This is a genomic window from Inediibacterium massiliense (assembly GCF_001282725.1).
GTDB classification, from domain to species: Bacteria; Bacillota; Clostridia; order Peptostreptococcales; family Thermotaleaceae; genus Anaerophilus; species Anaerophilus massiliensis.
In genome coordinates this window covers 923,677-948,285 of sequence record NZ_LN876587.1, presented here as the reverse complement: position 1 = coordinate 948,285, position 24,609 = coordinate 923,677, and the positions used below count along the sequence as shown (strand labels likewise).

Annotated in this window: 24 protein-coding genes; 6 read left to right on the top strand and 18 right to left on the bottom strand. The window is 29.0% G+C overall.

Annotated elements, in window-relative coordinates:
- Nucleotides 1-104 precede the first annotated feature (104 nt).
- The 4 genes from nifU to BN2409_RS13080 form a co-directional block, all read right to left on the bottom strand.
- A complete protein-coding gene (gene nifU / locus BN2409_RS13095) occupies nucleotides 105-542 on the bottom strand; it encodes a Fe-S cluster assembly scaffold protein NifU (RefSeq protein ID WP_422723684.1) in 438 nt (145 codons plus the stop codon).
- Complete coding sequence (gene nifS, locus BN2409_RS13090; protein ID WP_053957064.1) at nucleotides 539-1,720, bottom strand: cysteine desulfurase NifS; 1,182 nt, start codon at nucleotides 1,718-1,720, stop codon at nucleotides 539-541. Before nifS ends, nifU begins: the two co-directional genes overlap by 4 nt.
- Nucleotides 1,721-1,740: 20 nt before the next feature.
- Entirely contained in the window at nucleotides 1,741-2,187 is a 447-nt protein-coding gene (locus tag BN2409_RS13085; RefSeq protein ID WP_053957063.1) for an RrF2 family transcriptional regulator, read from the bottom strand.
- Nucleotides 2,188-2,292: 105 nt separating this feature from the next.
- Complete coding sequence (locus tag BN2409_RS13080; RefSeq protein WP_053957062.1) at nucleotides 2,293-2,910, bottom strand: DUF1836 domain-containing protein; 618 nt, start codon at nucleotides 2,908-2,910, stop codon at nucleotides 2,293-2,295.
- A 257-nt stretch (nucleotides 2,911-3,167) separates the two neighbouring features.
- On the opposite strand from BN2409_RS13080, the gene BN2409_RS13075 reads away from it, so the two are divergent.
- Nucleotides 3,168-5,885, top strand: a complete 2,718-nt coding sequence (locus BN2409_RS13075) for a calcium-translocating P-type ATPase, PMCA-type (protein ID WP_053957061.1) — start codon at nucleotides 3,168-3,170, stop codon at nucleotides 5,883-5,885.
- A 38-nt stretch (nucleotides 5,886-5,923) separates the two neighbouring features.
- Here the strand turns inward: BN2409_RS13075 and BN2409_RS13070 are convergent, their stop codons facing one another.
- The 10 genes from BN2409_RS13070 to BN2409_RS13025 form a co-directional block, all read right to left on the bottom strand.
- A complete protein-coding gene (locus BN2409_RS13070) occupies nucleotides 5,924-6,859 on the bottom strand; it encodes a hypothetical protein (RefSeq protein ID WP_053957060.1) in 936 nt (311 codons plus the stop codon).
- A gap of 16 nt (nucleotides 6,860-6,875) precedes the next feature.
- A complete protein-coding gene (locus BN2409_RS13065; RefSeq protein ID WP_053957059.1) occupies nucleotides 6,876-7,793 on the bottom strand; it encodes a glycosyltransferase in 918 nt (305 codons plus the stop codon).
- Complete coding sequence (locus BN2409_RS13060) at nucleotides 7,786-8,754, bottom strand: GDP-mannose 4,6-dehydratase (RefSeq protein WP_053957058.1); 969 nt, start codon at nucleotides 8,752-8,754, stop codon at nucleotides 7,786-7,788. The genes BN2409_RS13065 and BN2409_RS13060 overlap by 8 nt, the downstream gene beginning before the upstream one ends.
- Nucleotides 8,732-9,517: a sugar phosphate nucleotidyltransferase gene (locus BN2409_RS13055; protein ID WP_053957057.1), complete on the bottom strand. Its 786-nt coding sequence runs from the start codon at nucleotides 9,515-9,517 to the stop codon at nucleotides 8,732-8,734. Before BN2409_RS13055 ends, BN2409_RS13060 begins: the two co-directional genes overlap by 23 nt.
- A gap of 226 nt (nucleotides 9,518-9,743) precedes the next feature.
- The gene (locus BN2409_RS13050; RefSeq protein ID WP_053957056.1) at nucleotides 9,744-9,965 is read right to left on the bottom strand and encodes a YdbC family protein; all 222 of its coding nucleotides are present in this window, start codon (nucleotides 9,963-9,965) and stop codon (nucleotides 9,744-9,746) included.
- A gap of 69 nt (nucleotides 9,966-10,034) precedes the next feature.
- Nucleotides 10,035-10,994: an ABC transporter substrate-binding protein gene (locus BN2409_RS13045; RefSeq protein WP_053957055.1), complete on the bottom strand. Its 960-nt coding sequence runs from the start codon at nucleotides 10,992-10,994 to the stop codon at nucleotides 10,035-10,037.
- A 13-nt stretch (nucleotides 10,995-11,007) separates the two neighbouring features.
- Complete coding sequence (locus tag BN2409_RS13040) at nucleotides 11,008-11,763, bottom strand: ABC transporter ATP-binding protein (RefSeq protein WP_053957054.1); 756 nt, start codon at nucleotides 11,761-11,763, stop codon at nucleotides 11,008-11,010.
- Nucleotides 11,757-12,608 carry an ABC transporter permease gene (locus tag BN2409_RS13035; RefSeq protein ID WP_110943124.1) on the bottom strand — a complete coding sequence of 284 codons (852 nt, stop codon included), beginning with the start codon at nucleotides 12,606-12,608 and terminating at the stop codon, nucleotides 11,757-11,759. Before BN2409_RS13035 ends, BN2409_RS13040 begins: the two co-directional genes overlap by 7 nt.
- A 446-nt stretch (nucleotides 12,609-13,054) precedes the next feature.
- Nucleotides 13,055-14,053 (bottom strand): glycosyltransferase family 4 protein, encoded by a 999-nt coding sequence (locus BN2409_RS13030; RefSeq protein WP_053957053.1) that lies wholly within the window; start codon nucleotides 14,051-14,053, stop codon nucleotides 13,055-13,057.
- 17 nt (nucleotides 14,054-14,070) lie between these two features.
- On the bottom strand, nucleotides 14,071-14,778 hold the full coding sequence (locus tag BN2409_RS13025) for a hypothetical protein (protein ID WP_053957052.1): 708 nt from the start codon (nucleotides 14,776-14,778) through the stop codon (nucleotides 14,071-14,073).
- A gap of 198 nt (nucleotides 14,779-14,976) precedes the next feature.
- Between BN2409_RS13025 and BN2409_RS13020 the strand changes: the two genes are divergently transcribed.
- Complete coding sequence (locus tag BN2409_RS13020) at nucleotides 14,977-16,308, top strand: hypothetical protein (RefSeq protein ID WP_053957051.1); 1,332 nt, start codon at nucleotides 14,977-14,979, stop codon at nucleotides 16,306-16,308.
- Nucleotides 16,309-16,346: 38 nt separating this feature from the next.
- Here the strand turns inward: BN2409_RS13020 and BN2409_RS13015 are convergent, their stop codons facing one another.
- The gene (locus BN2409_RS13015) at nucleotides 16,347-17,168 is read right to left on the bottom strand and encodes a hypothetical protein (protein ID WP_053957050.1); all 822 of its coding nucleotides are present in this window, start codon (nucleotides 17,166-17,168) and stop codon (nucleotides 16,347-16,349) included.
- Nucleotides 17,169-17,338: 170 nt separating this feature from the next.
- Between BN2409_RS13015 and BN2409_RS13010 the strand changes: the two genes are divergently transcribed.
- The 4 genes from BN2409_RS13010 (at nucleotide 17,339) to BN2409_RS12995 (ending at nucleotide 21,877) form a co-directional block, all read left to right on the top strand.
- Entirely contained in the window at nucleotides 17,339-18,685 is a 1,347-nt protein-coding gene (locus BN2409_RS13010; RefSeq protein ID WP_199873026.1) for a hypothetical protein, read from the top strand.
- 118 nt (nucleotides 18,686-18,803) lie between these two features.
- Nucleotides 18,804-19,886, top strand: coding sequence for a DegT/DnrJ/EryC1/StrS family aminotransferase (locus BN2409_RS13005; RefSeq protein WP_053957048.1), 1,083 nt, complete (start codon nucleotides 18,804-18,806; stop codon nucleotides 19,884-19,886).
- On the top strand, nucleotides 19,879-20,844 hold the full coding sequence (locus BN2409_RS13000; RefSeq protein WP_053957047.1) for a Gfo/Idh/MocA family protein: 966 nt from the start codon (nucleotides 19,879-19,881) through the stop codon (nucleotides 20,842-20,844). Before BN2409_RS13005 ends, BN2409_RS13000 begins: the two co-directional genes overlap by 8 nt.
- A gap of 46 nt (nucleotides 20,845-20,890) precedes the next feature.
- Nucleotides 20,891-21,877 (top strand): CgeB family protein, encoded by a 987-nt coding sequence (locus BN2409_RS12995; protein ID WP_053957046.1) that lies wholly within the window; start codon nucleotides 20,891-20,893, stop codon nucleotides 21,875-21,877.
- Nucleotides 21,878-21,893: 16 nt separating this feature from the next.
- Here the strand turns inward: BN2409_RS12995 and BN2409_RS12990 are convergent, their stop codons facing one another.
- From BN2409_RS12990 to BN2409_RS12980, 3 genes are all read right to left on the bottom strand, one after another.
- Entirely contained in the window at nucleotides 21,894-22,799 is a 906-nt protein-coding gene (locus BN2409_RS12990) for a UDP-3-O-(3-hydroxymyristoyl)glucosamine N-acyltransferase (protein WP_199873025.1), read from the bottom strand.
- Between the two features lie 84 nt (nucleotides 22,800-22,883).
- A complete protein-coding gene (locus BN2409_RS12985) occupies nucleotides 22,884-24,221 on the bottom strand; it encodes a peptidase G2 autoproteolytic cleavage domain-containing protein (protein WP_053957045.1) in 1,338 nt (445 codons plus the stop codon).
- Nucleotides 24,222-24,235: 14 nt separating this feature from the next.
- The gene (locus BN2409_RS12980; RefSeq protein ID WP_053957044.1) at nucleotides 24,236-24,517 is read right to left on the bottom strand and encodes a putative Se/S carrier protein; all 282 of its coding nucleotides are present in this window, start codon (nucleotides 24,515-24,517) and stop codon (nucleotides 24,236-24,238) included.
- Between the last annotated feature and the right edge of the window lie 92 nt (nucleotides 24,518-24,609).

Below are 24,609 nucleotides of genomic sequence, written 5' to 3'. Positions count from 1 at the left end.
TTTTCGATTGTTTCTATATATTTTCCAAATTTGAAAATTAGTGACGTTGTTTATAACTTTGTTTCAAACTTGTCTTCAAAGAATAAGCCCAGGAATTCCTGGGCTTATTCTGCTTCCTCATCATGATGATGATCTTCATTAGGATCAAAATCTTCTAATCCATCTAATTGAATATTGTGCTTTTGTGCATAATCATACAACGCTGATTTGATGGCTTGTTCTGCTAATACAGAACAATGAATTTTTTGTGGTGGAAGTCCTTCTAGTGCTTCTACTACAGCTTTGTTTGTAAGCTTAATTGCATCTTGTATAGATTTTCCTTTGATCATTTCTGTTGCAATACTAGAAGATGCAATAGCAGATCCACATCCAAAAGTCTTAAACTTTACATCTTCAATGATATCATTTTCTACTTTTAAATAGATTTTCATGATATCTCCACATTTTGCATTTCCTACTTGTCCTACTCCATCTGCATTTTCTATTTCTCCAACATTTCTTGGATTTGTAAAATGATCCATTACTTTTTCTGTATACATTATTTTTGACCCCCTTGTACATTTTCATATAGTGGTGACATTTGTCTTAGTCGATCTACAATTTTAGGAAGTTCCTCAAGCACATAATCTATATCTTCTTCTGTAGTAAAATCACCAATAGTAAGTCTTAATGATCCATGAGCAATCTCATGAGGAAGTCCAATAGCCATTAAAACATGAGATGGGTCTAATGAACCTGATGTACAAGCAGAACCGCTTGAACCTGCAATTCCAACTAAATCTAAGCTTAATAAAAGGGATTCTCCTTCAATAAATTCAAATACTATATTTGCATTTCCTGGTAATCTTTTTTCTCTATGTCCATTCACTCTTACATAATCTATTTTTTCTATAACTCCATTTATTAATCTATCTCTTAATTTTATTAATTTTTCAATATGATTGTCCATATTCTCTAAAGCTATTTCACAGGCTTTTCCAAATCCTACGATTCCTGGAGTATTTTCAGTTCCTGCTCTTCTTCTTTTTTCTTGTGCTCCACCATGAATAAAAGAATGTATCTTTACTCCTTTTTTAATATATAAAGCTCCTATTCCCTTTGGACCATAAATTTTATGAGCAGACATAGACATTAAATCAATATTTAATTTTTTCACATCAATCTCTACATTTCCCAAAGCCTGAACAGCATCAGTATGAAAATATATTTTCTTTTCTTTTGCAATTTTTCCTATTTCTTCGATAGGCTCTATAGTTCCTATTTCATTATTTGCAAACATGATAGAAATAAGTATGGTTTGATCTGTAATAGCATTTTTAAAATCTTCTATATTAATTAAACCATCCTCATCTACATCTAGATAAGTAACTTCAAAACCATCTTTTTCTAAGTATTCACAAACATGGAGTACTGCATGATGTTCTATTTTTGTAGTAATAATATGATTTCCTTTTTGCTTATTTGCATAAGCAATTCCTTTAATAGCCCAGTTGTCTGCTTCAGATCCTCCAGCTGTAAAATATATTTCATCTGCTTGAGCACCAATTAAATTAGCCACATTTTTTCTTCCTAAATCTATTGCTTTTTTTGCTTCTCTTCCATAAGAATATATACTTGAAGCATTTCCAAATTCTTCAGTAAAATATGGATACATGGCATCTAAAACTTCTTTTTTGACTGGTGTTGTTGCAGAATAATCAAGATACACTCTTTTATTCATTCCATCATCTCCCTGCAAGTTTATATATAATACATATAAGCATCTTTATTGATTTTTTTGTAATCATTAATCATATCTTGAAGTGTAATATTATCTACCACTTCATTAATACTGTCTCTTATTCTTTCCCATATAGTTCTTGTTACACAATAATCCGCTTTATAACATTCTGTTTTTTCATCCTCTATAACACATTCTGAGGGAGCTACGGGTCCTTCTAAAGTTCTTATGATATCCCCAACAGTAATCTCTTCAGGTTTTTTAGAGAGCATATAACCTCCTTGTGCCCCCCTTATACTCTTAACAAGTCCTGCTTTCCTAAGACTAGCAAAGAGCTGTTCTAGATAATGAACAGAAATATTTTGTTTTTCTGCAATGCTATTTAAAGCTATAGGTCCTTCCCCAAAGGTTAATGCTAATTCAAACATAGCTTTTACTCCATACCTTCCCTTGGTAGATAGCTTCATTCTATCACTCCTTCGGAATCCCAAGTAATTTACTATGAATTCTGTTTTAAGTATATTATACCCAAGTAAATTTGTCAACATTCAACTGAAATTTTTTGAGCTTTTCTACTCATCTTCTTTAAAGTAAGTATCAATAATTTTTTCTGCCAACCTTTTTTGTGCATGAGCTTGTGCTACTAACATAATTACTACTAAAAATAATTCTGCCATTTCTTGGTCTTTTTCTTTTTCTTGAGGATTTTGACTGTTAATATTTTTGGTTTTTTCTAAAATAGCATCTAAATTTCTAGATAACGTATCATTAATTCCTCTAAACTCATCATTTTTAAGATCTATGAAAATAGAATAAATATCCTCTAAAGCAATTACATCATCTTCTGTAGTAGACATATCCTTTAACACTACTTTAAATATTCTTTTTATATCATCTAAAGATAAAATCTGTTTTAAATAATATAACAAAATCATTAAAATAATATGCTCTTTTGTATATTGTTTACTTTTTGTTGGTTTCATTAGCAAATTATCTTTTGTATAATTGTTAATCATAGTCGTAGTTAAAATTTTATCTTTTTTAGATCTCTTTAAATGACTTAACTTATCTGTTAAAAAGTTTTGAACTTGTCCTATATATAAATGTAGATCTGGAATATCAGAAAGCTTTATTTCATCTGAAAAAGATAATTCTTCTACAAGTTTTAGTATTTCATCCTTATGAATCATATTATCACCCCAAATCTATTATACGGTATTTAATACTATCTATAAACATATAAATAAGTATACTTACTAATACTAAAAGATATTCTTAGAAAAACAAAGAATAAAAGAGATATTTTATGATTTTTTCTTATATACCCCCAAAAACATATACATTCATATATTGCAATATATTAAACTAAATAATATTATATCTATATAGTTTGGATATGGTTTTCAAAACTATATCTTTCTACATTTAGATAAGGAGGATAAAAAACATGAAATTTTACAATGGATTAACATCAGAAGAAGTAGAACTTTCTCGTCAGAAGCATGGAACCAATCAACTTACTCCTTCACAAGGAGAAACATTTTGGGACAAGTTAAAAGGAAATTTAAATGACCCTATCATTAAAATACTTATTGTAGCATTACTGATTAATGTAGTCTTTTTTTTCTTTGGAAAATCTGAATGGTATGAATCCTTAGGAATTGCCTTAGCAGTAGTTTTAGCAACACTTATTTCTACTATTAGTGAATATAGTAATGAAAACTCATTTCAAAAATTACAGGAAGAAGCTTCTAAAATTCGTATTAAAGTATTCAGAGACGGATTCGCTCAGGAACTATTAATTGATGAAATTGTAAAAGGAGATCATATTCTTCTACAACCTGGAGATAAAGTTCCAGTAGATGGATTTATTCTTGATGGAAGTATTAAAGTAGATCAATCTACTTTAAATGGTGAATCAGAGGAAGTATCTAAAGTATCTTCTTCCACTCCAATTGATTTTTCAAAAGAAGATTTTTCAGACCCTAAAAAAGTTTATAGAGGTTCTGTAGTCACTTCAGGTGAAGCCATTTTAATTGCTGCAAGAATTGGCGATGCAACTACCTTTGGAAAAATTGCTCAAGAGTTATCTATGGGAGATGACATCGAATCTCCTTTAAAAATCAAGTTAAAGGATTTAGCAGATAAAATTGCTCTTTTTGGATATATTGGCGGAACATTAATTGCTATCTCTTATTTCTTTAAAACTGCAGTAATTGATAATCAGTTTAATACCCAAGCGATATTACAATACTTAAGCAATTGGACAAATCAATATCCTGCCCTTGGAAATCCTTTGAATGATTTGGTTACAGCTTTCATATTGGCAATCGTCATTATTGTTGTAGCTGTTCCTGAAGGTTTACCTATGATGATCGCTATTGTATTATCTCTTAATATGCGTAAGCTTTTGGCTGACAACTTATTAGTAAGAAAGTTAATAGGAATTGAAACAGCAGGAAGTATCAATATTTTGTTTAGTGATAAAACAGGTACTATTACAAAGGGACATCTTGAATGTGTAGAATTTATGACAGGAAATGGAGAAAGCTTCAAATCCTTTGGACAGCTCTCTACACCCCTTAAAAAACTGATGAAAACTTCTATACAATATAATACAGCAGCAGTACTTAGTAATACCCATACAGATCACCCTCAAATAGTAGGAGGAAATGCTACAGATCGAGCTTTAATGAATTTTGTAGATTTCACATTTGATTCTTCAAATACATTTAGTAAAATAGCAGACATTGAATTTAGCAGCAGTAGAAAATTCTCAGCAAGTCAATTAAATGGTGATTTTAATGGTGTCTTAATCAAAGGTGCTCCTGAAAAATTATTAGATAAATGTACACAATATTATGACTCAGAAGGAAATAAACAAACTTTTTCAAAAGACCTTTATGATCGTTTAGATAAACAAATGGAAACTTTAGCAAGTCGTTCTATGAGATTATTAGCTTTTGTTACTTCAGATGGCAAAATTAAAGATGACCAAGTAACAGGAGATTATACCCTTGTAGGAATTATAGGAATCAGAGATGAAATTAGATTAGAATCAATAAAAGCTATAAAAGAAGCCCAAAATGCAGGTATTCAAGTAGTAATGATTACAGGAGATCGTAAAGAAACAGCCGTAGCTATTGCAAAAGAAACAGGACTTTTAAAAAATGATACAGACTTAGCTTTTACTTCAGAAGAAATTAATCATATGACAGATGATGAACTAAAAAAAGTTCTTCCTCATATTCGTGTCATAAGCCGTGCACTTCCTAGTGATAAATCTAGACTTGTAAAAATTTCTCAAGAACTAGGATTAGTAGTTGGTATGACAGGAGATGGTGTCAATGACTCTCCTGCACTAAAAAGAGCTGATGTTGGCTTTGCAATGGGATCAGGTACAGAAGTAGCAAAAGAAGCTGGAGATATTGTAGTACTTGATGACAACTTCTTATCTATTACAAAATCTATTCTTTATGGAAGAACTATCTTTAAGAGTATACAAAAGTTTATTATATTCCAATTAACTATTAATGTAGCAGCTGTACTCGTAGCTTTTATGGGACCTTTTTTAGGACTAGCAGGAGGACTACCTCTTACCATGACTCAAATGCTTTGGGTAAACCTTGTAATGGATACTCTAGCTGCCTTAGCCTTTGGTGGAGAACCTGCACTTTTAAGATATATGCTTGAAAAACCAAAAACTAGAACAGAAGGCATTGTATCTAAATCTATGTGGAACTCGATTTTATTTAATGGAATCTTTGTATCAATAGTTAGTATTTTGTTTCTTTCTTCTGATATGATTCGTAAAGCTTTTAGATCTTCTGAAGGAGACATAGTGTTTTTAACAGGCTTTTTCTCATTCTTTATATTTTTAAATGTATTTAATATGTTTAATGCAAGAACAGAAAAAGCAAATATATTTGACAATATTAGAAAAAATCCTGGTTTTTCAAAAGTTGTACTATTCATCACCTTTGTTCAAATCATGCTTACTTTTATAGGTGGAAAGATACTTCGTACCACACCTTTAAATATACATGAATGGATGATTATAATAGGTTTATCTTTCTGTATCATTCCTTTGAATATGATAAGAAAAAAATTATTTACAAAGAAAGAAACTTCTTATATCGGAGAAGAAATCAAGACAAATATTTAAATGCAAAAAAGATAAGCAAAGACTAAAGTCTTTGCTTATTATTTTTGTAAATGAAAATAGTGAATATCTCTAATACTCCCTCTTTTGATCCATCCTTTTTCGATTTTAAGATATCTTTTTTTAATATATTGAATCATATCATTTAATTCTTTTAAATAAGGTATATAAATATATTTTACAATTTGATCTGATAATCCTTCAAACCAAGAAAGATTAAATTCTTGATCATTGTATATACTTAGTCCTGAAAAATGATAAAAAATTATTTTTTCATCTTCTACATATAGATGATCTTCTTTGGAAGATAACCTATAATTATCTATATTCCATATGGCTACATTGGCTCCTATTGTTTTTATTACATGTACATTTGAAAATTTTTCCTCCCACATTTCTACATATCTTTGATCTCCAAACCTCTTATTTTCTATATCTGCATCTTTATAACACCAAAGAATACATTGTTCCTTCCACCATTTTACTGCCTTAAAACCTATTTTATCATTCCTACATCCTACAAATCCTGTATTATATTTTCCAGTTATATCATAGGTATTTAAAAATTTTTTTGAATTATAATGATCTGTCAAATAAAGAGAGGCTTCATGATTTTCATTAAATATTTTTTCTATATCATCATAAAAATAAAGATCACCATCTAAATGAGCAAAATATTTTGCATCTTTGAAATGTATCATCATATAATGCATCATGGCAGGCTTTAGAGTCCATGCATATTCTCCTTTTGTACGAGCATATTTTATTTTCTTTAAATGAATATCTTCTATACTAGCTACATGAATAGGTACTACATATGAAAGTTTTAAATCATATAAGATGTTATATGCCCATTGGTCTATACACAAAATATATAATTTAAAATCATTACAATACTTTTTAAGACTTTTATACATAACAAGTACTTTATATAAATACTCATTAGATATAACCGTAGAAAAATGAAACTTACTCATATCCTTTCTCCCCCATTTAAGAAATGGTATAAATAGTTACTCCTTGTAATAAACTTTTATCATGAAAATATTTTGGAAAATGCGGAGAAATATTTTTTACTATTTCAATAGATTTTTGAATTTTTTTCATATATGGAAGATATATATGATCTATAAATTCATTTCTAAATCCAACGATAATTGCAAATTCTTGTTCATTTAAAATTCTAAATCCTGCAAAATGATAAAAAATTAAAGGAACATTATTAATATATACCTTATCCTTTACTATACTTGTTTTATATCTTCCATGATTCCAAAAACCTATATTCACTCCGATTGTTTTAATTTCTTCTACTCCATCCCATAAAAGAATCATTTTATCTAAATATTTTTGATCTCCAAATCTCTCTTTTTCAATAACTTCACTACACCATGACAAACACTTTTCTTTCCACCATTTTAATGCATTAAGCCCTTTTTCATCTCTTTTAAAACTAATAAACCCTGAATTATATTTTCCACATATAGCTTCATATTTTTTTAAGCTCTTTGTATAATGATGGTTTGATAATAACACAGAAGTATGGATATTTTCTTCGAAAATAGATTGCATATCATTAAAAAAATAAAGATCAGCATCTAAATAAGTTACCCTTTTTATATTTGAAAAATGCTTGATTACATATTCTAAAAATACAGGTTTAAGCGTCCAGCAATATGCATTAAAGGTTCTTTCTCTTTTTTTAGAAAGAAGTAGTTCATCCTCTATGTCGTCAATAGAAATTACTTTTATATTATTTTTCTTATAATTAGATAAAATTTCATATCCTTCATGATCCATGCACAAAACAAATACTTGGGGACTTTCTATATTTTCAAATAATGATTCTATGAGTACTATTCCTTGATATATCCTATATTTAGATACGACCATACAAAAACCATTATCCATATCTCACCTCTCCTTGAGCATATTTCTTATACCAATTGATAGTTTTTTTCAGTCCCTCATCTAAAGTAAAATGAGGCTTCCAATTTAATATTTGTTTTGCTTTTTCTATAGAAAGATATTGATTTTTAATTTCATGATTTCCTTCATTTAAAATAATAGGTTTTAGATGACTATTCATTACCTTTAATATGAGATTTACAATTTCTAATACAGATAAATATCCTTCACTACCAAAATTAAAAGCTTCTCCATACAACTTAAGTTCACTCATTTTTTCTCCTAACAATAAATAAGCCTCCACTGCATCTTCTACATAAAAATAATCTCTCACAAAAGTTCCATCACTTCGAATAATAGGAGATTTTTGATTTAAAACAAACTCAATCGTCTGAGGAATAATTCGATTAAAGTTCATATCTCCTCCTCCATATAAATTCCCACATCTTGTAACACAAACAGGAAGTTTATAGGTATGATAATAAGACATACTCATTAAATCTGCACAGCTTTTAGATACATCATAAGGATGTTTTCCCATAAGGGCCATCTCTTCTTTATAAGGAAGCTCCTGCTCTCCATATGCTTTATCACTAGAAGCTACAATAATATTTTTAACAGAAGGACTTCTCCTGCAAGCTTCTAGTATATTCCATGTTCCTAATACATTGGATTCAAAAGTAGATATAGGATTTTTATTAGCAATTCCTACAATAGCTTGAGCAGCTAAATGAAACACTGTATCAATTTCATATTCTCCTAGTATTCTTTCTAATAAAGTTCTATCTTTTAGATCTCCTTCTATCCAATTTATATCTTCACTTAATTTTATATTTTGAATGCGATCTCTAAATAAAGCAGTTATATTTGCTCCTTTTTCTATTAATCTATTTGTTAAATATCCTCCTAAAAATCCTGTAGCCCCTGTAATAAATACATTTCTATTTTTCCAATGATTCTTCATTTTTCCATACCTCCCATGGGGCTTTTTTTTGACTGCACATTTCATTAACAAGTACTAATTCTTTATAAGTATCTATTCCTATCCAAAACCCCTTGTGAGGATAAACCGCCAATTGTCCATCTTTTGTAAGATTTATCAAAGGTTCTTGTTCAAATATACAATTTTTTTCATCTGAAATGTACTCAAATATTTTTTTATTCAATACAAAAAATCCACCATTTATGATTTCTCCAGTAGAAGGCTTCTCTTCAAAAGATTTAGCAATGTGATTCTTTACAGTCAATTGTCCATAAGAACTATTCTTTTGAATACCTGCAAGTGTAGCAATTTTTTTATGTTTATTATGAAAATCTAATAAATTTTTAATATGAATATCAGAAAGTCCATCTCCATAGGTAAGCATAAAGGTTTCATCATCAATTAAGCTTTCAATCTGTTTGATTCTTCCACCTGTCATGGTTTCTTTTCCTGTATCTACAAAAGTAATTTTCCACTTTTCATATTCTTCCATAATATGAATTTTATTTTCTCTTCTATCTAATACAAAATTGTTATTTTTCCAATAATCATTCATAAAATATTCCTTTATTTTTTCTCCCTCATATCCTAAAAGTAAAATAAATTCATCCAATCCATAATACATATACGTCTTCATAATATGCCATAATATAGGTTTATCCCCTACCTTTTGTAGAGGTTTTGGAAGATCATCCTCGCCTTTCATTCTTAAGCCTTTTCCTCCACACAAAATAACTACTTTCATACTCCTCCTCCATTCTATATTTCTTTATCTTATGATGAATGATCCTAATTATTTTCTTATTTTATCTACTCAATTTACACTATGTATTCTTTTTAGAAATGGTTACCTATTTTTTAGAATAACCCTATAGTAATGATATGGATTCAACACACAATCTCTTATCATACAAAAAAAAGAACTGACCCATAAGATCAGTTCTTTTTCTGTATCTATCCTATAAACACTTTTATAACTCCATTTGATTTAAAATCTCTCTTAACTTTTTTAATTCTTCTTGGGTAAGAGTGATTCCTTTTCCCATCTTTTCATGCTCTGGAGCCCAATCTCTCAAGTCATATTTTGCTTCTCTACCATTCCAGCTTATTAAATTTAATTCTTTTGTCCATCCTTTAGATGATTCTGAAACAGCTCCAATAGTTTCTTGAATTTCATACTTGATTTCTGCCATTTTTATATCCTCCCAGTCTCATTTTATCAATCAATTATATTTTCAATATATATCGCTATTATATCAAATTTATTTTGTTTTTATATATTGAACATTTTTAAGAGACGGTTTTGGAATATTTAATATTTTTAAACTATCTTCATTAATGTATACATCTGTTTCATCAGATATTTTAATTGGCATTTTAGAAATATCCTCTCCTTTTAATACAGAAGCTGCCATTTTGCCTGTTTCATAGCCTAATTTATAATAATTAATTCCTACAGTAGCTAATGCTCCTGATTCTACACTTCCCTTTTCAGCTGCAATAACAGGTATCTTTGCTTCTAATGTATGCTTTGCAATGATAGGCATAGATGATACAATTAATTGATCTGTTGGTACATACAATACATCTATCTTTTTGATTAAGCTCACAATATTACTATTGACTTCATTTGTACTCGTCACTCCTGCAGGAACAATTTCATAATCCTTTGCAACCTTTTTGAGCTCATTTAATTGAACTTCTGAATTTACTTCACTTGTATTATAGATAAACCCTATTTTTTTTGCCTTCGGTACAAGTTGTTTGATCAACTCCAATTGCTTTTCCACAGGCAAATAATCTGAAGTTCCTGATACATTTGTTTCAGGCTTTTCCATAGATTTTACTAATTCAGCTTGTACTGGATCTGTAACAGAACTAATCATAATTGGTATTTCTTTTGTTGTATTCACTGCCCCTTGGGCTGCAGGAGTACCTATAGCAAAAATCAAATCTTTTTTTTCTGATGAAAATTTCTTTGCTATGGTTTGAGCTACAGCAATATCTCCTTGAGCATTTTGATAATCTATTTGTATATTTTCTCCATCTTTATAGCCACTATCCTCAAGAGCCTTGATAAATCCTTCCCTATTTTGATCTAATGCCACATATTCTACAATTTGATTAATCCCTATATGGATTACTTTCTTTGTATCTTCTGTTTTTGCACATCCTGATAAAATACTTACTATAATTAACATTCCCACAATTATCTTTTTCATAATATTTCCTCCTTTATACTGCATATTCAAATTTTTTTAATATATCTTCCACAGTGATTCTTTTCTTTTGTTCTTCATCTAAATCTAATATAACCTGACCTTTATGCAACATAATAAGTCTGTTCCCATACTGTATGGCATCCTTTAAATTATGCGTTACCATCAATGTAATCATATTTTTTTCTTTTACAATTTTTTCAGTGAGTTTCATCACTTCACTAGATGTTTTAGGATCTAATGCAGCTGTATGTTCATCTAATAACAATACCTTTGGATTACATACACTTGCCATAATTAATGATAAAGCCTGTCTTTGTCCACCTGAAAGATATTTTACTTCTACATCTAATAGGCTTTTTAAATCTAAGGATATATCCTCTAATAACTTTTCTAAATCCTCGGTCTTGTATCTTAAACAATATTTAAGAGTAATCAATTTGCCTTTATTTAATGCTAAAGATAGATTTTCTCTTACTGTCATAGAAGGACATGTCCCTACAGCTGGATTTTGAAAAACTCTACTTATGATTTTAGTTCTTTTATGATTTTGCATGTGGATAATATCTTTTTCTTCAAGTACAATATTTCCTGATGTTTCCTGAATATCTCCTGAGATAATATTTAGTAACGTTGACTTACCTGTACCATTGCTACCAATAATGCTTACAAAATCACCTTTATGAATATCTAAATTGAGATTTGAAAACAATCTATTTTCACCTATATAAGAATTGTAAAAGCTCTTTGATAAATTTTGAATTTTTAACATTTGCAATCCACCTCCCCTCTTTTGTTTTTCATTCCACTAATGGCTAAAAATATAATTATTACTAAAGATGTAATCATCTTTAAATCAACTGGAGTAAGTCCTATATTCATAGCAAAATATATAGTAATTTGATAAATCAATGTACCTATTATTACTAAAGTTGTCTCCTGTATCAATTTTGTCTTTTTTATGATTGATGTTCCAATAATGATAGATGCTATTCCCAATACAAGTGTCCCTATACCCATAGATATATCTGTAAATCCTTGGTATTGTGCCATCATACTCCCTGAAAATGCAATCAGTCCATTAGAGATCATCATGCCTAATATTTTAATTTTTCCTATTTCTATTCCTAATGATTGAATCATCTGAGGATTATCTCCAACACCCTTTAATGTATATCCCAATCCTGTTTTTAAAAATAGGTCTATAAAAATTTTAATGATAACAACAAATATAACAGCAATCATAAAAGGATTAAAATGATAAAATATATTTGTTTCGCTGAAAATAGGAATATTCGCTTTTCCCATAATCCTTAAATTGAATGAATACAAAATTCCCATCACTAAAATTCCAGAAAGTAAATTCGATATTCTAAGTTTTACATGAAGTATTCCTGTTAATAGTCCTGCTATTGCTCCAGCTACTATAGCCAATAAACTTCCTACAATTGGAGATGTCCCCCCCTTTAACATCACAGCTATTATTGCTCCTCCTAAAGTAAAGCTTCCATCTGCAGATAAATCTGGAAAATCTAAAATTTTATAACTTATATACACCCCTAACACCATAATGGATAAAATTAGACTTTGTGCCAATACACTCATTACTATTTCCATAAAAATTCTCCTCTCTATATTTTTGTATGCAAAAAGCCACATGGCACTCCATGTGGCTTTTCAATAAAGATATAAAGAAAAAACGTAAAAGCCACATAGATGATCTATGTGGCTTTCTATAAAATAATTATGAAACACTTATATTTTATAGCCAACATAGATACAAACCTTTGAATTCAAAGAATTTCTGGGTTTGTACCTATGTCAACTTTCAGTACAAACCCTATCTAAATTGGCTATTAAAGACATGTTGGATTGTTATAATTAATAAGTTTTTCATAATTCTTTCCTCCTAAAATTTATATTTGATATCATATCATTTCTATTTATTAAAGTCAATCATTTTTAAATTTATATTTTAAAAATATTTTCCTTCTTATTCATATTCCTATCTCATAAAAATAAATTTGAAATGGTTTTTTGAATATTAAAATTATTACTACATTTTATGTAGATATCATCGTCTCATAAATCTGTTTTACAGTGAATCCTATTTTTTCCCATGTATAATGTTCTTTTATGAACTCTTGTAGTTGAGTATTCTTCTTCTTTTCATAAGCTTTCATGGTTTCTTTATAAATAGAATTGATTTCGTAAGGATTACAATAATCTGCAAAATCCTTTAAAATAGATTTTGCAGTTCCTATTTGAGTAGTAATCACATTACATCCTGCAATCCCTGCCTCTAAGTTTACCAATCCTGGATATTCTAAAAAACTAGGAAGGACATGAACCTTTGCACTTTTATAAATAGAAGGCAGATGACTCCTTTGCGTATTTTTTATAAAATATATATTTTCTCCTGCTTCTTTCATACATTTTCTTAAATATATATCATCATTGACTCCTCCTACCAGTACGATAGGAATTTTTTCTCTTTGAAAAGCTTTGATAAGACCTAATTGATTTTTCTGAATATGAATTCTTCCTACACATAGAATATACTCATCTATTCCGTATTTTTGTTTTAAATAATGAGTCTCTCCCTTATTAAAGTTTTCATCTATTCCATAAGGAATCACTTTATAAGGTGTATTACAATCATATTTTTTAATAATCAGTTCTGCTTCTTCTTGACAATGAGGCAAATACATATCACAATTTTTGAAAATAAACGCTCTTTTTTTTTCGCTCATTTCCCAAAACTTTAGTTTTTCACTCTGCCCTGTTGTTTTGAAATATTCTTTTAAATCCCAATATATAGGAGTAAGTATAATTTTTTTTTCATTTTTTTTAGCATGTCTAATAAATTCATAAGTTTCTCTTACTCTTATGGTATTAAAAATATGGATCATATCATATTTTTGTAAATCAATGTTACAATCTGTATATGCATCTACTTTTATTCCTAGTTGAATCAAATTTTTTCTTAAATTGTTAAAAATCACAGTATCTCCAGCTGGATTTTTTAAATAATCTTTTCTAATTTGGAATAATACTTTCATATTTTTCTCCTTTATTTCTAAACCCCTATATTTTTGTCCTCAAATTCCATTGGAAAAAAATCATATGGAAAAGGTCTTTTTTCAAATTCTCGATACATCTTCTTTTCACATTCTTCATAATTTTCTGCTTCAGGTGGTTCCGTATTTAAAGAATATGCTGCAACTAAAAGTTCAATTTTTCCTACAACCCGAATCACAGAAAGTACTCCTATGGGTATGGTGATATAATCTTTGAATAGCTCTACAGGAGCCAAAACTTCCGAACGAGTTTCTACCACTATTTTAAAATTAAATTCATTTCTTGCTTGAGGCATGTACATAACAATATCCTTTATGATATCTGGTAAAAATCCATTGATATCTATAATTTCTCCTGATAATATATTTCTTAATTGAACAGTAAAAGGTATTTTTAGATGAAATTGAATTCTAGAAAAATTGGGTCGCTTTGCACCTAAAGGAGTCACTTGTAAGGTTCCTTCACATATATAGCCTTCTTGAAAATAAATTCCTACAAATTGAAATTGCTCTCCTTTATACCCTATCTCTACTTTCAATTTTGGAAAACAATCTCTTTGTTGACAATAAGAATATACTTTATCTGCTAATATACATACGGGTTGTAAATCTTTTATATTTGGAGATTTCTTTTTTAATTGTGCATCATTAGCCGTTGCATATGGAGAAGGCTCCATCATTTTTTGATAAGGTGAATTTTTTATCATCTCTCAGCCCTCCTTTTTATAATCATATGAATCATATAGTATTTTCATTATCAATTCTTTTACTCTTTATATACTTTTGAAAATAAAAATTATAATTGAATGAAAATCTCCTCATTCATTGAAAAACAGTTATAATTTTGTATCCATAAAAATACACATACAGTATAATATTAAAATTTTTATAGGAGGTATAAAAATATGAATATACCTTGTACTTCTCAATACATCTGTTATGATTTATCAGGCTTTACATATTATTTTTATATGGAAGAAGATCATCTTTATTTAAAAATTTTCAAAGATCATACCCTTTATGAAACTTCAAAAATTAGTGAAAATATTATTGATTATTGCGTAACTATGGATTCTTTTGGAGTATTTCATCTTGTAAGTATTTCTTCTTATGGAGACTTAAAATATTGTATCTATCAAGACCATAAGTGGGAATATCGCTATCTTACAAAATATGATTCCAAATCTTTTCTATTTAAAAACTTAAAATTATTTATAGTGGATGATCATATTCATATTCTTATGGCTATCTCTAATATTATTCATCCCGAATTATGGATATTAAAGCATCACTATTGGAACGGTTCCTCTTGGAGCAATAGAAAAGTATGCGATATGGTGACAGAAAAATATGATGTTCCATTTTGTTGTGATACTGACCCTGATGGACACATACATATTGTATTTAAATCATCCTATGAAAAACAATATCAATTATATTATTGTAAATATCATATTGTATATGATTCCTGGAGCATCCCTATAAAAATCAGTAGTTCTGATTATGATCATTCTCATCCTTTTATTCTTTGTGACTCTGCTGGATCTACTCATATTATATGGTCTAGCTTTTATGATAATAATCTTACCATATTTTATATGTATCAAGAAAAATCAAATCATCAAAAAAATGATTGGAGCCAGCCTATATGCTTGTCTAATATAAATACAAATAGCACTCACCCTATTCTTATTCAAATAGATGACCAAATTTATATGATATGGAAAGAGAGTAATAAATATTTTGTCACAAGTAGAAATATTTACGAAAAATTATGGAGTCCCCTTGATGAAATCAATATAGAAAATGACCATAAACCTTTTTGTATTTCTGTATTAGGAAATCAATATAAGTCTTTAGAAAAGGTAAAAATTTTAAATAGCTATGGGTTATTCTTTGAAAATGAATTTTTCCTCATAGGAGTAGATCATCATCTTCCATCCTTCTCTCCACAGGAAGATATTTCTTGTGATACAAAAGATTTAGAAGCTGATCTAGTTAATGATACAAATAATGTATTCTCTCAAGAAAATCATCTATTAAAACTCACAGAAGAAATAGAAAATATAAAAACTATGCAACAAGAAATCAAAAAAAATTTTTATACTCTCTATCAACAACAAATTTCACAAAGTAAAAAAACAGATGAGTTGCTTCAATTACATTCCAATCTGTATGCCCTTTTAGAAAACAATCAAAATCATTTTCTTAATAAACTTAAAAATCTATTCAAATAAAAATGCACTGAAAATTTTCAGTGCATTTTTAAAATTATTTAACAATCTATTCCAGGTCCTGTAATAAAATTATCTAATTGTGGTGGGAAGAAATCTGGAGGAAGTTCTTGATTGAATATCTCACAAGGTTCTCCCATTCTTTCACATGGAGCAGGTGGTGGACAGAATCCAAATGCTGGAATAACTAATTGTACAATTAATTCACATTTTATAATGTGATAAATTCCTACTGTAAATACTGCAAAGCATTGATCATCATAAGGGTCACAAGGTGTCTTACAATCATCCCTTATAATTTGTGCATCTAAAACTTTTGCTATAATCTCTAATTTCACAATTTCATCATCTACATCTTCAGCTGGATGAATGGTTCCTGATTGATCTACCTTACTTTCTCTAATAATTGCCAATGACTCTGGACAATATATAGGTCCTACTGTTTCACTTCTTCTTAATAAAAGCTCATTATCTCTAGAGATAGTTCCATCATCAAATACAATATCATATAAAATCCTTAATTGATAAGTGAAAGTAATAAACTTTCTATCTGGATCTGATGACATACTCTTTTTATCCAATACTTTAAAAGATCCTGGTACAATTCCAACTACTCTTGGGTTTACAATACCATCTGCACTACAATCAATTCTTACTTTAAGATCTGGATCAAATAAAATACCTTCTTTTGGGTTTGCTTTTTTAGCATTTCCTACTAAGCATACTCTTAATAGACATGAATCATAAACTTTAGGAACTTGAACACATACTAATTCACATGCATTTCCAAATTGTTCTCTTATTTCCTCTGGAATTACACCTGGAGTGTATATGCTCGTTCCACAAGATGTTGACTTATACATATATTTTCCCCCTTCTACCCATAAAATACTTTTTAAGTAGGTATGAATCATGCTTCTTTACTTGTATATTATGTATCTAGACTTCTTTTGGTGATTCAAATTCATAAATTCTTTATAAAATCTTTTTCATAATATATTTATATCATTAATATATTTAAAATGGGTAGGTGATGATCATGTGCTTTTCTAAAAATATTATTTTAAATACCAATAAAGATATTTTACGATTTTATATAGATGATGGATCTATCCTTCATTATCAATACAAAGAAGAGGATATTATATTATATGAAAAAAAAGTACTAGAATTTGATGTAGATATAACTAAAAGTAATCATATAGGAATTGTACTCTTAGATGAAGAAGGAAAGCTTTTTTATATGTATGAAGAAAACAAAGAATGGTTTTTTTATTTATTGTATGAGGTAAATTTTGAATTGGAAGAATTTAAATATATCAGCATTAAATTTTCATTGGAATTTCCTTATATCTTATTTTGTTGGCATAATCTTTCGTCTCCTTTTGAATGGTCCATTCTCTCTTACTATAAAAAGGATGAAATATGGAAAAAAGATGTCATTCATAGACTTTACTTAAAAGAGAAAATTAAGCCCTATATTCTAATAAAAGATTTTCATAATAATCTTTATTGTATTTACTTAAAAAAACAAAATATGATTTATGATTTAACTCTTACAAAGCTTTCTACCAAAAATGATTATTGGGAAACCCCTATTTTCTTATGTCCTTGTATATTTTTAAAAAATTTTTTAATAGATGCTTTCATAGATGATCAGAATACAATTCATATTTTATTTGCAGATAAAATTAAAAAATCTTATTGTATAAAGTATGTATCTATAAAAGAAAATCAAAATTCTTCTGATGATCCTCAAATTATTATAAGTAGTACTGCCCCCTTTATAAGTTGTATTCTTCTTTTGCAAAAAGATTTACTTACTGCGTATGGAATAATAGATGATACGATTTATTATTCATCTAAACCATTCAAAACTATATCTAATGTTTGGAATAAACCATCTAATATAGATCCTTCTTCTAATGATATTTTTATCCTTAAACTTATTAAAAATGATCAATCTTTTTCTATTCCTTATAAAGGAAATTATATATTGTCAAAAGTTTCATATGATGTGATTCCTATTCATAATCCTTCTTATGTTGATTTGAATACTGAAAAATCCTCTAACAGTTTAAAAGGAGAATTATATAAAAAAAATAATGAACTAGAAAATAAAAATAAACTTTTACAAGCATTACAGGGTAATATCAATTATTTAAAAGAAGAAATCAATCGACTTGAGATACAAAATAAAGAGTATATAGATAGAATAAGAAAAAATAGTGAAATCTATCAAGAAAAAATCAATCAATTTACTCAAGAACATGAAAAAATATCTTCTCTTTTAGAAAAATATAAAAAAGAAAACAATAATTTGAAAATGGAATTAGAAAACAATAATAATAAAAATTGGATTCAAAAGCTTTTTGGATAGGCATCACATGCCTATTTATTTTTTTATATAAAAAATTATGACACAAAAAAAACACTCTAAGTATATGATAAATCAAGAGAAAAGATTGTTTAAATTTTTATATAAAGGAGTAGATTCAATGATTCCAATTGCAAAGCCCAGTATTGGAACTGAAGAAATATTTCATGTACAACAAGTACTAAAAAGTGGAAATATAGCATCCGGTCAAGTCGTTTCAGATTTTGAAAATGATTTTGCAACTTATTTTAAAATGCCTTATGGAGTAGCCACATCATCTGGAACAACAGCTCTTCATGCAGCTATCATTGCATGTAATATCAAAAAAGGAGACAAGATTATTACCACACCTTTTACTTTTGCAGCTACCGCCAACAGTTTATTATTTGAAGGAGCCATCCCTATTTTTGCTGATATTGATCCTAATACATTCAATATAGATGTAAATCATGTAGAAGAACTTCTAAAAGTTCATAAAGATATCAAAGGCATATTGATTGTACACTTATTTGGACTTCCTTGTAATATGGACAGGATTATGGAGCTTGTAAAAAAATACAATTTACTTCTCATAGAAGATTGTGCTCAAGCTCATGGAGCAAAATATAATGATCAATATGTAGGAACCTTTGGCACTACATCTGCTTATAGCTTTTACCCCACTAAAAATATGACCACTGGAGAAGGTGGCATGATTCTTACAAAGGATAAAAGTATTTATGAAAATATACAAAGAATCATCAGTCATGGTCAAAAAGAAAGGTATCTTCATACACAGCTTGGTTATAACTTTAGAATGACAAATATTGCTGCAGCTTTAGGAATTGAACAATTAAATAAATTAAATGATTTTAATGATAAAAGAAAAGAAAATGCCAAATTTTATAATGAAAATATAAAAAATAATCAAATCACACTTCCTTTTGTACCTTCTAAGTGTGATCCTGTATATCATCAATATACAGTAAAAGTAAAAAATCGCACTTCATTCATAAAACATTTAGAAGAAAATAATATTGGATATGGCATTTATTATCCTATTCCACTCAATACTCAACCTTATTATAAAGAGCTTGGATATGATCCTACAACTACTCCTATTGCCCTTCAAATCAGTCAAGAAGTGGTATCTATCCCCGTTCATCCTCTTTTATCTAAAGAGGAAATTTTAAAAATTATTGAGGTCATTAATCTTTATGAATAATTTAAATATAGGGATTATAGGAGCAGGAAACATGGGACAAAAACATATACAACTCTGTAAAGAAATAAAGAATATCAATTTAGTAGGATTTTTTGATATAGATCATAAAAAAGCAAAAGAAATATCAGAACAATTAGATACCCCTTTTTTTTCAGAAATAAATGATCTCTTAAAAAAAATAGATGCTGTCATTATTTGTGTTCCTACTTCTTTTCACTTTAAATATGGCATATTATGTGCAAAGAAACAAAAGCATATTTTAATGGAAAAACCTATTTGCAAAACTCCTGATGAAGCCAAAAAATTAATAGATCTATGCAAAGAAAATAAAATCATTCTGCAAGTTGGCCACATTGAGAGATTTAATCCAGTCATAGATGAGCTTTCAAAGATTCTAAAGGATGAAGAAATTATCTCTTTAGAATTTAGGAGACTTAGCCCTTATACCAATAGAATCTCTGACACAGATGTCATTCATGATCTTATGATTCATGATATAGATATTATGCACTATATTATAACTTCTTCTATAAAAAATATCTTTGCACAAGGCCAATCTATTTATAGCCATGAATCCATAGATTATGCCCAAGCTCTTATTGAATATGAAAATCATATTTTAGTTAGTCTTACAGCTAGTCGTATTACAGAAGAAAAGATACGAGAACTTGTAATTCATACAAAGAATACCTATATTGATGTAGACTTTCTAAAAAGATCCATAACTATTTCAAGATATTCTCATATAAATAATCAAAAAAAATATTCTCTAGATGGAATTGTAGAGAATATTTATATCCCTGATAAAAATCCTCTAAAAAATGAGATTGTTTCCTTTGTAACAAGTATACAAATGAATAAATCTCCTTTTGTAGATGGAAATGATGGTCTTAATAATTTAATCACTGCAAATAAAATTTTAAGTAAAATTAAAAAATGTAAAATCTCTATCTTGTGATAGGGATTTTGCATTCTACAATACTTTTTGTAAAGGAGGTGCTCTATTGCGTATATTTTTTATTGAATCTAGTGTAGTATGGGAATACCTACTACCCCAAGCATTTAAAAATTTAGGCCATGAAATAAAAATTTCTGGAATAGAAGGTCTACAGACAGAGTATCATATTCCTCAAATGATTCATGAATTTCAGCCTGATCTTATCATCTCTATGGGATGGGGAATTTATCAAACTCCTCAATATTATCATTGGATTGCCAAACATATTCTAAAGACAAATATTCCTCATATTTACTGGTCCTTAGAAGATCCTGATCATACAGATACAGCGGTACTTCCTTATATAAGAACTGTTCGTCCTCATTTTGTATTCACTATCTGTAAAGAAAGAGTGGATTATTTTAAAAAATTAGGATTTAAAGCAGCTCATATGGACTATGGATATCTTCCTAGTATTCATTATAAGACAGAGCCTGATCCTAAATATAAGTGTTCTATTGCAGTCATTGCCAATCCTTATCCTACTATATTGAACCAATATCCTTATCTTTATCGTCATCAATCCATAAAAAATTTAATTACCCCATTGATTCAAAAAAATATAAGGGTTGACTTTTGGGGAAATGATTGGGATTTGATGAAAGATATTATGGGTGTTGAAATTCCAAAGGATTGGATTCACGGATATTTACATTATTTAGATGCAAACAAAGTTTATTCTTCTGCTGATATCATTTTAGGTCTCCAAAATAAAAATACACAGCTTACTCAAAGAACTTATGAAATACTAGGTTGTGGAGGATTTTTAATAACCTCTGACACCTTAGGTGTAAGGAAAATCTTCAAACCTGGATACGATCTCATTGCTTCTTCATCTCCTGAAGAAACAATTCATTATATCCATTATTATCAAAAACATCCACAAGAAAGAAAAAAAATACAATCACAAGGTCATACTACTATATCACAACATTCCTATGAAAATAGGATACTCTATATGTTAGATACTTTAAAAAAAGAGGGTATTATTTAATATATTCGCCATTGATTCATCGAATAGATTTTAAAAAAGAAATAAATCTATCATGATCAATGGCGAAATTTCCACTAACAGATTGTCTGTCTCCTACATTTTTCGTGACAACTGCACCTATCTTTATATTCGCCTCATCTCCTATATCAAGCATATTGCTAATGCTTGCAGAAGGTCCAATCCACACATCTTCTCCAATAGTTGTATATCCTGCAATCATAGCATTTGCTGCAACCAAACATCTTTTTCCCATATGTACCCCATGAGCAATATGAACTAAATTATCAAATTTACATTTCTCTTCAATTTCTGTGGCCTCACCAAAAATTCCTTTAGATACACAACAATTGGCTTGAAATTCTACATGATCATGAATAATTACTTTTCCTGCATGAGATATAGGTAAAATATCATTTTCTATTCTTGCAAACTGAAATCCCTCTGTTCCGATCACACATCCTGCTCTTATAATGGTGTTTTCTCCAATATATACATCATTCAATATAGTAACATTTGCCTCTATTTTCACTCCATCTTTAATAATTACATTGTGATCTGATATATATGCTGTTGGATGAATCTGTGCCGTCATACTAATTTGGCTTTTAAACTTTTTTCCATAAAACTCTGTATTTTTTACTAAATCATTATGCAATCTATAAAAGGTAATCTTTGGATCATTGGCTATACATATACCTATATCCTTGTCTTTTATTTTTTCTAAAATATTTTCAGAACAAATTACACAGCTAATATTAGGATTCTTTTCTAAATCAGATAAATATTTTTCATCATTTAAAAATACCAATAAGTCTTCTTTTTCATGTTCCTTTATAAATCCTAAGCTTTTATATATTCCATCCTTATATACTTTTATATTTTTATCCATTTGTAAAATAGAAGATAATCTTCTCTTTTCCATATGATCACCCCTTCTTTTTCCATTCATTATATGATAATATCACAATGGTTATTCCAAAAGAAAAGGTCTATAACAAGACCTTTTCTATCTTAGCAATATTAATATTTGATTCAATGAAATCCTTTCTAATACTCTATATCCTACGGAAGCATTTGTTGCAATTCCATCCTGATTTACTTTACAATATCCATCTATTTTGCAAGTACCATCATCTCTTACAAGAATTTGCCCTAATAGCCCTACATAAATCCATTCTTCTCTATTTCTTCTTGGTATATATTCTTTATTTTCATCCCATTGTTTATTTACTATGGGTATTATTTCATATGAATTGTTTCCTCCTTGATCTGGTGCAATCCATGTATTTTCATATTGAACATTTCCCCATTCATCTGTAGTATATTTATTTCTCCATCTTAATTCTTTATGACCTCCTATTACAGCTAGATTCTTTGTAGTAACCCCTAAAATATAATCATCTTGGTGATTTGCTGTTCTGATTTTTCTTCCTTCTAAAGTTACAAAATATCCTATATCTATGCCTTTCCCATCTATTGTTTCAAACATTTCTCCATACCCATTATAAAAGCTCCCATATGTTCCATCAATATCCATATTTCCAGTTTGCCCTACTATCTTTCCACCAATCCCTTTTATTTGTTCACTGATTCCATTGGCTATATACCAAGAATAAGGTGCATCTGCATCTCCATATTTGCCCATAATATGTGTCCCACAAAAATAATTGGTATTCGTTCCCTTTCCTTGAGCATGAGAATACATACCACTGGCAGTAGTTTTATATCCTTGAGCGTGAGAACATGTTCCTTTAGCTATAGTCTCATCTCCTTGAGCATGAGAATATCTTCCTTCAGCACTAGTTTTCATGCCTTGAGAATGAGAACATATCCCTGTAGCTTTTGTTCCCCAACCTTGAGCATGGGATCCATCTCCCTTAGCTATGCTTTCAATTCCTTGGGCATGAGAAGCAAATCCTTCTGCTTGAGTATGCCATCCTTCTCCATGAGCACTATTTCCATCTACTATTGTTTCTGTACCTTGTGAATGAGATGCTGCTCCATTTGCTTTTGTTGATTGTCCTTCTGCATGGGAGGATTCTCCATAAGCTATACTTAATTGTCCTTCTCCATGTGAAGCCTTTCCCTTTGCCATTCCAAATTGACCTTCTATATGAGCTCCTTCTCCACTAGCATGAGTACAAAACCCTTCTGCATGAGATGCTGCTCCATCTGCTTTTGTTAAAATTCCTTCTGCATGAGATCCATCTCCATTTGCAATAGACTGTATTCCTTCTGAATGAGAATAAGGTCCATTCGCCTCTGTAGCAGCTCCTTGTTGATCCTGTGCCTTTTTACTGTTTCTTTCTATATAGGATCTCTTACTGATACCCTGTCTAGCCAAAATACTTCTCCTTCCTATTTGTATTTAATTTCCAATTTTTTATAATCTAATAGACTTCCCCTAGGAATGATTTCATAAATACCTTGAGGTAATATTTTAGAATTTAAAACAAGCTTTATTGCTAATTCCAAATCCTTTTCTTGTATATAAATAGCTGTATGACAAGACTGCCCCACAGCTCTTGGAGCCTTTCTAAAAGTATTTTTAATATTATTTCTTCTAAATAACTCCTCCATATAGTATCCATGGTAGTTAGATGTAAATACAATAAGATATTTTTCTTTCTCATACACCATACACATCAACTCCAAATACTTTTTTTAATATTATATTCTTCATTATCAATTAATGACATTGTTAAACATAATTCATTTCTGTCTATACTTTT